Genomic DNA, 11,448 nt, shown 5'->3' with positions numbered 1-11,448 from the left:
TGTAAGTTTAGTCTTTAGAGAGAGTATAATGATAAAAGAATGGGTGCCTGACTCTTGGAGAGAAAGGCCAATTAAACAAGTTCCGACTTATCCGGATAAGTCTATGTTAGAAAATGTTGAACGAAAACTGAGAAGCTATCCTCCTTTAGTTTTTGCCGGTGAAGCACGTGATTTAAAAAATGAATTAGCAGCCGTTGCGAAAGGCCAAGCTTTTTTATTGCAAGGTGGTGATTGTGCCGAAAGCTTTGCAGAACATGAAGCTGATAATATTCGTGATTTTTTTCGTGTATTTTTGCAAATGGCGATTGTTTTAACCTTTGGTAGTTTTAAGCCTGTTGTTAAAATTGGTCGTATTGCTGGTCAATTTGCAAAGCCACGCTCTTCTGATATCGAAAGTAAAGAAGGGATTGATCTTCCTGCTTATCGGGGGGATATTATTAATGGCATTGAATTTAGAGCCGATTCTCGTATTCCGGATCCGCAACGGATGTCCATGGCTTATCGCCAATCTGCGGCAACACTTAATCTCTTGCGTGCTTTTTCACAAGGTGGCTATGCTGATTTAGAAAATGTTCACACATGGATGTTGAGTTTTGTTTCTAACAGTCCGCAGGGGGAACGTTATGAATTATTGGCAGAGCGTATTTCTGAAGCAATTGATTTTATGCGTTCTATAGGGATTACATCCAAAACGCATTCTTCATTGCGTGAAACATCTTTTTATACCAGTCATGAAGCACTTTTACTTGGTTATGAAGAGGCTTTGACGCGAATTGATTCAACTTCAGGAAATTGGTATGCAACATCTGGCCATATGTTATGGATTGGAGACCGTACACGTCAGATTGACCATGCTCACGTTGAATATTGTCGTGGTATCAAAAATCCTATAGGATTAAAGTGTGGCCCTTCCATTGAGCCTGATGAGCTTTTAAGATTAATTGATATTCTAAATCCTGAAAACGAGCCAGGTCGGCTTACCCTTATTACGCGCTTTGGTTATGATAAGGTTGAAAGTTATCTACCTAAACTCATCCGCGCCGTTGAACGCGAGAAGCGTGCGGTTATATGGTCATGTGATCCAATGCATGGCAATACAATTACTGTTAGTGGTTATAAAACGCGTCCCTTTGATTATGTTTTAAAAGAAGTCGAGAATTTTTTTGCTGTGCATCATGGAGAGGGAACTTATCCAGGAGGCATTCATATTGAGATGACAGGTCGTGATGTCACTGAATGTACCGGTGGGGCACATGCTATTTCTGTGGACGATTTGTCTGATCGTTATCATACGCAATGTGATCCACGATTAAATGCAGATCAATCGTTAGAATTGGCGTTTCTTGTTGCGGAACTCCTTAAAAAAAATCGTGCCACTGACCCGTTAGCAATTGCCGCTGGTGGATAGCAAAAATTTGCCTAAAATTTTTGTTTTAGGTCATATGACAGAAGAGAATTTTTAAAAAAGCGATATTTCCGATGATTAAAAATAAAGTTGTGGTTGCCAAACTGATGAAGTGATAAAAAGACTTATGAAAAATGATTTTCGGGTAGCAATTGCCCAATTAAATCCTATTGTCGGTGATATTGAGGGGAATTTTTCTCTAGCTGTTATGGCACATCAAAAGGCTAAAGAAGAGGGAGCTGACATTGTTTTATTATCGGAGCTTTTTATAAGCGCTTATCCACCAGAAGATCTTGTTCTAAAATCTGCTTTTACAAAAACATGTGAAGAGGCTGTTAAAAATTTAGCAAAAATAACCGTAGGCGGACCAGGAGTTGTCATTGGTCTTCCATTAAGGCGTAATGGCAATGTTTATAACGGTCTCATGCTTCTTGATGAAGGGCGAGTTATTGCTGAAAGCTTAAAGTTTGATTTACCTAATTATGCCGAATTTGATGAAAAGCGTTTATTTTCTTCAGGTCCACGTCCTGAGCCTATTGTTTATCATGGAATCAAATTAGGAATAGTCATTTGTGAGGATCTATGGAATGATTTCTCTCTGAGTACAGAGCTTAAAGATAAAGGAGTGGAAATTATTCTCGTCCTTAACGGATCTCCCTACTATCGTAATAAAACTTTAAAACGTATAGATGTTGTTCATACGCAAGCTCTACGATCTGGGGTACCAATTATTTATGCTAATCAAGTTGGTGGTCAAGATGAGCTCGTTTTTGATGGCGGGTCTTTTGCCTTAAATGGGCAAGGCAAAAAAGTGTTTCAAATGAAACACTTTGAAAGGCAGATAGCTTTGAGCCATTGGCAACGAACAACGACGGGATGGAACTGTGTTTTAGGTCCTAATGAAAATCTTCTCAATGGATTAGCAGCCGATTATCAAGCTTGTGTTTTAGGCTTGAAAGATTACGTTAATAAAAACGGCTTTAAGGATGTTATTCTTGGTCTTTCAGGAGGAATTGATTCAGCCCTGTGTGCGGCAATGGCGGTGGATGCTCTTGGTGCTGAGAGGGTTCGCACCATTATGATGCCTTATCATTTCACTTCGCAAGAATCATTGAAAGATGCCAAAGAATGTGCTGATCTTTTAGGATGTCATTATGAAATCATACCGATTGCACAACCTGTTGAGGCTTTTTTAAAGACAATGGCACCTATTTTTTCAGGGTTACCCTCTGATGTAACAGAAGAAAATCTTCAAAGTCGCATACGCGGTACACTTTTGATGGCTCTTTCGAATAAATTCGGATCAATGGTGGTAACGACAGGCAATAAGTCAGAAATGGCTGTAGGATATGCAACACTATATGGGGATATGAATGGCGGATTTAATCCTCTTAAAGATATTTATAAAATGCAGGTTTACGCATTAGCTGAATGGCGCAATAAAAATCACTTGCACAATTTGAGAGGACCAGAAGGAATTGTCATTTCATCCAATATTATAGAAAAAGTGCCTTCTGCAGAACTGCGAGAAAATCAAAAAGATGAAGATTCTCTTCCCCCTTATCCTATTTTAGATGATATATTACAATCTCTTGTAGAAAATGACATGAGTATTTGTGATATTGTTAAACGTGGGCATTCACGAGAAACTGTTGAGAAAGTTGAACAGCTTCTTTATGGTGCCGAATATAAAAGACGACAATCTGCACCCGGTGTAAAAATCAGTTACAAGAATTTCGGACGCGATCGTCGCTATCCCATAGTCAATCATTTTCGTGATAAAAATTGAGTATTATTTTATGGTTAAAGTTCGTTTTGCTCCCTCTCCAACAGGTTATATTCATATTGGCAATATCCGTATTGCACTTTTCAATTGGCTTTATGCGCAAGCGTATAAGGGAGAATTTATTTTGCGCTATGATGATACAGATGTTGAACGTTCTAAACAAGAATATATTGATGCTATTGCTGTTGACCTTGAATGGCTTGGTATTCAACCAGATTCAATTTATTATCAATCTAAGCGATTTAATCGATATGATGAAGTTGCGGAAATTCTCAAACAACGCGGGCTTCTTTATCCCTGTTATGAGACTGCAGAAGAATTAGAGCGGCGTCGTAAAATTCAGCTTTCACGCAAATTGCCTCCTATTTATAACCGTGCAGCATTAAAATTGACGGCAGAAGAGAAAAAAAACTTTGAATCTCAAGGTCGTAAACCCCATTGGCGTTTTCTTCTTCCTAATTTTGAAAGTGATCCTTTGCAAACAAAGCGAACAGAAGTTTGCTGGAATGATGCGATAAAGGGGAAGCAGACGATTGATTTGGCTTCTCTTTCAGATCCTGTTCTTATTCGTGAAGATGGAAGCTATCTTTATACATTGCCGTCTATTGTTGATGATGTAGATATGGCTATTACGCATATTATTCGCGGGGATGATCATATTACAAATACAGGCGCTCAAATTGCTATTTTTAAAGCCCTTAATGCAGAATTACCGGTTTTTGCTCATACCAATTTATTGGCGACAGTTTTAGGAAAAGGATTTTCAAAACGTAATAATGATCTTTCTATTCGTTCTCTACGGGAAGAAGGATTTGAATCTATCGCTGTTCAATGTCTTGCTGTTTTGATTGGGACATCGCAAAATGTGCATCCCTATCCCAATCAAGCTGCGCTTTTAGAACATTTTAATCTCCAAGATACGTCAAGATCCGTTGCAAAATTTGATATTACTGATCTTTGTACTTTGAATAGCCATCTTGTCCATGAACTACCCTATGAGGAAGTTAAAACACGCCTTAAAAAACTTTCTATTGAGGGAGATAAGGTGGAATATTTCTGGAACGCGATAAGACGCAATATTGATAAAGTCAAAGATGCTGTTTTGTGGTGGAAAATCATTCATGATGAACAAAATTTTGATACAGTAGCACTAGAGGATCGTGCATTTGTGCGTCAATCACTCGATTTCTTACCTGAAGGTGCTTTGAATGAGGAAAGTTGGAAAATTTGGACAACAGCATTAAAAGAAAAAACAGGTCGGAAAGGAAAATCTTTATTTATGCCATTACGTCAAGCACTTACGGGCATGGATCATGGACCTGAAATGGGAAAGCTTTTGCAGCTTTTAGGGCGTGAAAAGGTAATAGAAAGGCTCTCTAAGAAATAAGAGAAACTTTTAAAAGGCATCTTTTATTTACTTTATGCTTACAGAGAGTAAAGGACGAGTCTATCTACGCGTTTTTATGAGCATGAATGCAGGAATATCATCACCAAATCCAAGGGGCGTGTAATTCTTATTTTTTCGTGAGCGTTGTTGCTCAGATGGCTTCTCCTTATTATTTGCGTTTTTGATATATTCTGTTTTATTCTCTTCTACAGATTTTTTAGTGTGAGCAACAGGCTCTTTAGGAGCAGTTTTCTTTGATGATTTTGAAGACTTTTTCTTTACAACAATATCTTCTGTTTGATCATCGGCTATTAAAGTTGAGAGATCTCCATTGAGCCATTCAATTTTTTCATTACTCATTTCCTCAATGGCATTGATATATTTTTGATCAGCTTTTGTGACAATTGTAAAAGCTTTTCCGCTACGATTTGCACGCCCTGTACGACCAATTCGATGGATATAGTCTTCAGCATGTGTAGGAACATCATAGTTAAATACGTGGCTTACGGCTGGAATATCGAGACCACGGGCTGCAACATCAGAAGCAACCAGAAGTGTAAGTTTATTATTTTTAAAATCGGCTAGGGTGTTCATACGTGAATATTGGTCCATATCCCCATGCAATGCACCTACATTAAAGTTATGTTTAATGAGTGATCTAAGAAGTTCAGAGATATCCCTCTTGCGATTACAGAAAATAATAGCATTTTGAAGCTCGGCACCTTCATTTTGGATAAGTTCTCGTAAAACTGCTCTTTTGTCCCATGATTTATTTCCAGATTTAACAAGCCGTTGTGTAATTGTGGTTGCTGTTGAGGAAGCTTTTGTAACTTCAACAGATACTGGAGAATGTAAAAATTGTTTCGTTAGTTTTGTAATTTCTGGTGCCATTGTTGCAGAAAAGAACAAAGTTTGACGTGTAAAAGGTGTTAGTTTACAGATGCGTTCGATATCAGGAATAAAGCCCATGTCCAACATGCGATCAGCTTCATCAATAACAAGGATTTCAACGCCCATCAGGAGCAATTTACCGCGCTCGAAATGATCAAGAAGGCGCCCTGGTGTTGCTATAAGAACATCAGCTCCTCGTTCAAGTTTGCGATCTTGGAGTTCAAAAGATACCCCACCAATCAAAAGAGCAACATTTAAACGATGATTTATTCCGTATTTATCGAAATTTTCTTCAACTTGAGCTGCAATTTCTCTTGTTGGTTCTAAGATGAGCGTACGGGGCATTCGTGCTCTTGCACGACCTTTTTCAAGGAGAGTGAGCATAGGCAATACGAAAGAGGCGGTTTTACCCGTTCCCGTTTGAGCGATTCCTAGAACGTCTTTTCTTTGAAGGACGTGAGGAATTGTTTCACTTTGAATAGGTGTTGGAGTTGTATATCCCGCTGATTTTACAGCGTTAACAACCTTTGCGGAAAGACCTAAATCATCAAAACTGTTTAAAGATGGTATCATTTTTTTATCAATTGCTCTGTGATTTTAATTTTGCTATCTAAATGATGAGTATAACCAATATCCCCCACTCTTAAAGAGTTTTAAGATGCTTTCACAAAAAAACTAACTATAACAACCATATACACATAAAACGCACAATACAATCATTAATAGCGAAATTGTTCTGATAAAATGCGTTCATCCCATGAATGATTTGAGTCAAAAAGGATTGAAGCTGTTACTTCTGTTGCCATTGAAATAGTAACTGAATGGACAGATTTAACTTCAACATTATCAGCAGCAGCGTTAACAGGGCGTTTGTCAGGTTCAAGCATATCAAAGCGCACTGTTACTGTATTGGGAAGCAATGCTCCATGCCAACGCCGAGGACGAAAAGGACTAACGGGAGTAAGAGCCATAAGGGGGGCCATAAGGGGTAAAATAGGTCCTTGTGCTGATAAATTATAAGCGGTTGATCCTGCCGGTGTAGCGACGAGGACTCCATCACAATTTAATTGTTCCATGCGCACGTTGTTATCAATGGTGATACGAATTTTTGCTGCTTGATAAGATTGCCGAAAGAGAGATACTTCATTAATTGCAAGAGCTTCAATAGATTCTTGACATTCAGCTTTTGCAATCATGCGCAGGGGATGGATTTCTTTTCTATGAGCGACAGCAATACGATTAGGTAATTTTTTTTCATGAAATTCATTCATAAGAAATCCTACAGAACCTTGATTCATGCCATAAATGGGTTTGCCTGTATTCATGACGTCCCGTACGGTTTGTAACATTGTCCCATCACCACCGATTGCAACAACAATATCAGTTTCTTCCAGAGAAGAATGACCATAAACGGAAATTAATTTATGGGTAGCTTTGAGAGCTTCCTCAGTTTCTGCGGAAACAAAATGAAAGCGACTTGGTAATGTAATCATTTAGAAATTATCCTGATACTTACAGTTTATATTGTAACTTATTTTTTGAAAGTTTTGAAGTTGTAATAAAAGCTCTTTTAATAATAAAACGAGTGTTGAAGACAAAAAAGCTCTTTCAAGATAAAGTATCATTGTAGAAAAATAAAAGGGGTGCGTAGTTAGATAATTTACAAATAAGTAATTTTTTTATTAGAATGGTAATTTAGCATTGAAGCTAAGAGAATGATTAGTTAAAAGATCACAACTAATTTTAATAATCGGTTTTAAGCACCCGTAGCTCAGCTGGATAGAGCGCTGCCCTCCGAAGGCAGAGGTCACAGATTCGAATTCTGTCGGGTGCACCAAACTTTTCAATTTCATATCATCCTAAATAACAACATTCTCCAAAAAGAAGCAGATTTCCTCTTTATGAAAATGGTCATTTGAGTTGTTCATTAAGTTTTTTAGCGAATAAGTAAATGATTTTAAGAGAAGTAAAATTTTACAGTTGCGTATATAATTTTTTGCTTAGTCATTTTGAACATCGAGATAAAAAAGCAAGATTATCTAAATGTGCTTTCAATTTAACTATAAATATTTATAATATAAAAATACATATTAATTCAATATGTTATTGTACAACTGATCTGGCGATGTTGATAGTAGATCGCTAAATATATTGTTCTGGTCATTAAAATAAATAGCTAAATTTGCTTTTTTTCTATTTTGGGAGTTAAAGGCTGTTATGGTGATATGGAACGCAGATGAGGAATATCACCAGTTAAAGGAGTAATAAGGGGGAAAGACAACCGTCAAGGTTTGAATTGTTTCAAAATACTGTATTCGATATGGTTTTGATATGGGTATCTGGTGATTTCTCTATACACCAATATTGCCAGTTATGTTGGATGAGGGATTGTTTAGCTTTAATCAACTTTCTTATATCCCGAACGCTAATTATGGTGGTTATTTAGTTGGGAGTATATTCTTTACGTTTGGCAGTAATTGGGATTATATCTTTTGCTCCTCGCATACTATCTTGTGCAGCTATAGTAATGAGTGCACTTAATTATTTCCATGGCGTTAACACTTAGTTCTTTTGATCCGTTTTGCTGTTGGTGAATGATGGTTTTAGGTTCTATTATGGTCACGCAGCATAGCCATAATGGGCGGATTATTTCTTCGCTTTATGCAGGTGTAGGAGTTGGTATTCTCCTAGGTAATGAATATGTTATTATTAGCTTGAATATGACAACTATATCACAAAAACACCTCCGTTATTTTTTCCATTGCAAATGAAACCGCTCCTGTTAATAAGAAAAAATCATCCCAAAATATGAATTGACCAATCAAATAGATTTCGTGACTGGTCATATATCTTATATCGCATTCGTACTTTAAACGATTTTGGTGATGTAAAAAAGGCGATCTAGATGCTTTTATTGAAAATGAAAGCAATCTCTCTCATGATGGTAATTGCTGGGTTGCTGATAATGTCTGTGTTGTAAAATCTGGTTGTGTTTATAAAAATATAAGGGGCTATGGCAATGCTGCCATTGGTGGCTATGTGTAATGGCAATACCCTTATATGTGATAAAACCCATGTGTATTTTGGTGTTCATGTTTATGACAATGCTCATCTTTCTTATAACGTATGAGTTTATCATTATGCGCGGGTTTATGGGAATGAAAAATTATCCGGTAGTGCACGTATTCATAACACTGCCGCGGTTTATGATCATGCGGTTGTTAGGCAAGGTTTACGGCAATGCTAGCGTGGGGTGTCATACTAAGGTCTACGGTTCTATTTATGGCAATGCCAAGATCTCCTGATTATATCGTGATTAGAGGTAATGTATATGGCAATGCAAGAATAAAAAGACATAGCGATTTATATTCGGTTCCCATAAATTGTGAGGTTTATGAAAGTGATGATGTTATCAAGATTGATAAACAGAATAAATGACAGACGTGGAGGGTGCTTCTTTGATGGTTAAAACGCATCATAAAAGAAAGCTGTGCCAATTGATATGACGCTGCTTTTAAATAGAGGTACTACAGATCATACAAAAGAAATCAATAATGAATGCATATATACAAAACGTATCATATTGCAAACGCTCTATTCTATTGATTAAAACTGATCAATGGGAACGTAAATGATAGGTATAATATTTAATCACTCATTTGAATTACAGAACCTATAAACACTTTTGTATGGCTATAAAACTTATTAAGAATAACGCTCTCATTTTTGAAGTTGTCATTTGACACAAAGTACATTATCAAAATGTCTCTTTTAAAACGTTTGGTAGGTTCATATTAAGACAATCAAGAGAAAGTGCGTATTAAGTGAATATTTGTAACAAAATCCGTTGTTTACATTTACGAACATTGGTTTTTAAAAGCAGCTTTTCAGAAGACAATAAACAACCACTTTTTATAAAATCTAAGGCTTTTAAACTGTTATAAAACCTAGGTTTCAAAGGTTTTTATAGAGATATCATTTTATGTCTCTAAACGTTTAAACTTTCATTTAGTGAGGTTCTCATAAGCGTATTTTCACTTTGCATTTAAACGTAACTTCTCTGCAAATAAGCCGGTCCATATTTGGGCTGGCAAAATTAATCAGTTCAAATTCGAGCTCGTTAACTTTAGAATAGAGCAGTCTTTAATATTGTCGCTTTTGACTCAAAATTGAGTAAAACCCCATGCCTTTGTAATATGATTGCAATCCTTTTGAAATTTATCTACTTATCTTTGTCTTAATAAGTATCCTCAAATTTGAGGGGACTTCATTTGGTTTCGTATTTTTAAACTGTAACTTTTAAAACGTTTTTTGCTTGTTTGCCTGCGTTATATCATTAAAAATCTTTTGACTTCTAAGACATAACATTATTAATTTCATTACCTGCTGTGATGATAGTATCTATATAATGTCTGCTTATTATTGACTAACTTTTTAGTAAGCAGCGCTTTAAAATCGACTTGTATTTAAATCCTTTTATGTGTCCTTAATGAATTAAAACCTATTCTATGATAGTTTCAAATGACTGTTTCTTTTAAGGTTTAGCTCAAAAAAAGAGTAAACCCCATACCATTTTTTAAACGCATGCAATTTATATTATCGATTATTTCAAACAATTACGTTTTTAATAATGCGATTTGTGTGTGATAAAAACGTATCATAAAATTTATGAACTGTTATAAATGATAGCTGCGTTTCACTTCATTTGAATGTTTACATGCGTTATAACATTTGCATCATGATTTGCTTTTTATGGTCTATCCATACATGGTAATTGTTTATGAAAAATGGTTAATTAAATCACGTATAAAAGTGTAGATTTTAAATGGGATTTATATAAAATAATTGCACACAATCTATTGACTTTATTATATTTTTTTATGAATTAAGATTCCATCTCGTTTAGACGTTGCAAAAGAAATCACCAAAGACCTTATTGATAAGATTCTTCTCGTACACGGCGTTATCACTTTTGTTTGCAAAAATCTGCTTCGCTTTTGACTTTGATATGGATACAACCTCTTTTGAGGTAGAGCAAAGAACTTTTTAATCATGGAGAGTGCAACAGTGTTCTTCAAAAATCTTGATTGGTCTGTTGAAAAAATTAAAGAGGTAGATAATTATTCCGCACGTTATCAACTACCAGATTGTGAAGTACAAATTCTTTATAATGACGCAATTATCAAAGATTATTGGCAATTTGATGTTGGAGTTTCGATTAGTACTGGTATTTTAGCTGCTGCCTGCATGGTAATTGATCCCTATCAATTACCAGCATTTACAAGATCTACAACTTGATTTTGATAAAAAGGGATTGAGAATTTGTGAAGAAGAAATATATGCAGATTAGTTGGAATTAAGCTTGATTATATCTTGAAATGGGCGATGGAAAAAATAGATCTTCATAAATGCTTTTATTCCAGATATGGAGTACCACTTTGGCGAAAGAGTGAAGTTGGAGGCACATAAGGTTATCAAGGTAGATGATGCAGATTATAGCTTACTTCATATTGGTGCAGTGGCTTTATTGGGTGATGTTGCACCCTTACAATCTTATTATCAAAGTTTCAGTGCAGAGGATCATTTAGGCTTTGATGAAAACACCCAACAGATTCATCTGGAACGTGCATTGGCTTTAGCCAAAGAAGTAGTGAAATCTAAGCAGCTCAGCTACGCTTTAATTAAAAAAGTAGCAAAAAATATGAGTCATCTAGAAGAAAAACAAAGTTCTTAATAAGGGTTTTCCAGAGAGGTGGAGTTTCATTCTTGGAAGGAAAAAAAATAGCTACATTTATCGAAACAAAAGATAAGGAATAGCTCCTTAAGAAATATCAAGAAGATCTAAAAAGATTATAGGAGCCAGAGTCTGTTTTAAAGCTGCCATCATCAGTTGAGTGAATTCAACAATGGTTGAATTTTATCCATTGGCGGAAATCTGATGTTTGAAAGAGGCTTTCTTGATGTGAAGGTAATATCATA

Annotated in this window: 9 protein-coding genes and 1 tRNA gene; 8 read left to right on the top strand and 2 right to left on the bottom strand. The window is 35.9% G+C overall.

The genetic code is table 11. From position 1 onward, the window contains the following. The first annotated feature begins 28 nt into the window (after window positions 1-28). The 3 genes from ACFIMU_RS00600 to gltX all read left to right on the top strand — a co-directional run bounded on the left by ACFIMU_RS00600 (window position 29) and on the right by gltX (window position 4,578). A complete protein-coding gene (locus ACFIMU_RS00600) occupies window positions 29-1,408 on the top strand; it encodes a class II 3-deoxy-7-phosphoheptulonate synthase (RefSeq protein ID WP_375686666.1) in 1,380 nt (459 codons plus the stop codon). A 124-nt stretch (window positions 1,409-1,532) separates the two neighbouring features. After that, on the top strand, window positions 1,533-3,194 hold the full coding sequence (locus ACFIMU_RS00595) for an NAD+ synthase (RefSeq protein WP_375686667.1): 1,662 nt from the start codon (window positions 1,533-1,535) through the stop codon (window positions 3,192-3,194). Window positions 3,195-3,204: 10 nt separating this feature from the next. Further along, entirely contained in the window at window positions 3,205-4,578 is a 1,374-nt protein-coding gene (gltX, locus tag ACFIMU_RS00590) for a glutamate--tRNA ligase (RefSeq protein WP_375614680.1), read from the top strand. A gap of 60 nt (window positions 4,579-4,638) precedes the next feature. On the opposite strand, the gene ACFIMU_RS00585 is transcribed toward gltX, so the two are convergent. Further along, on the bottom strand, window positions 4,639-6,042 hold the full coding sequence (locus tag ACFIMU_RS00585; RefSeq protein ID WP_375607192.1) for a DEAD/DEAH box helicase: 1,404 nt from the start codon (window positions 6,040-6,042) through the stop codon (window positions 4,639-4,641). 146 nt (window positions 6,043-6,188) lie between these two features. Further along, window positions 6,189-6,962 (bottom strand): NAD kinase, encoded by a 774-nt coding sequence (locus ACFIMU_RS00580; protein ID WP_375608554.1) that lies wholly within the window; start codon window positions 6,960-6,962, stop codon window positions 6,189-6,191. Between the two features lie 267 nt (window positions 6,963-7,229). Between ACFIMU_RS00580 and ACFIMU_RS00575 the strand changes: the two genes are divergently transcribed. The 5 genes from ACFIMU_RS00575 (at window position 7,230) to ACFIMU_RS00555 (ending at window position 11,203) form a co-directional block, all read left to right on the top strand. After that, a tRNA-Arg gene (locus ACFIMU_RS00575) sits at window positions 7,230-7,306 on the top strand. 536 nt (window positions 7,307-7,842) lie between these two features. Beyond that, window positions 7,843-8,010 carry a YbfB/YjiJ family MFS transporter gene (locus tag ACFIMU_RS00570; protein WP_375607190.1) on the top strand — a complete coding sequence of 56 codons (168 nt, stop codon included), beginning with the start codon at window positions 7,843-7,845 and terminating at the stop codon, window positions 8,008-8,010. 53 nt (window positions 8,011-8,063) lie between these two features. Then, window positions 8,064-8,240, top strand: a complete 177-nt coding sequence (locus tag ACFIMU_RS00565) for a YbfB/YjiJ family MFS transporter (RefSeq protein ID WP_375607189.1) — start codon at window positions 8,064-8,066, stop codon at window positions 8,238-8,240. A 2,281-nt stretch (window positions 8,241-10,521) separates the two neighbouring features. Next, the gene (locus ACFIMU_RS00560; protein ID WP_375607188.1) at window positions 10,522-10,767 is read left to right on the top strand and encodes a hypothetical protein; all 246 of its coding nucleotides are present in this window, start codon (window positions 10,522-10,524) and stop codon (window positions 10,765-10,767) included. Between the two features lie 151 nt (window positions 10,768-10,918). Further along, window positions 10,919-11,203, top strand: a complete 285-nt coding sequence (locus tag ACFIMU_RS00555) for a DUF6990 domain-containing protein (protein ID WP_375607187.1) — start codon at window positions 10,919-10,921, stop codon at window positions 11,201-11,203. Window positions 11,204-11,448: the final 245 nt, after the last annotated feature.

The sequence above is a fragment of the Bartonella sp. AC70YNML genome (genome assembly GCF_042196545.1).
Taxonomy (GTDB): Bacteria; Pseudomonadota; Alphaproteobacteria; order Rhizobiales; family Rhizobiaceae; genus Bartonella.
Note: the sequence above shows the minus strand (reverse complement) of the source record. Positions and strands in the feature narration are given on the sequence as shown.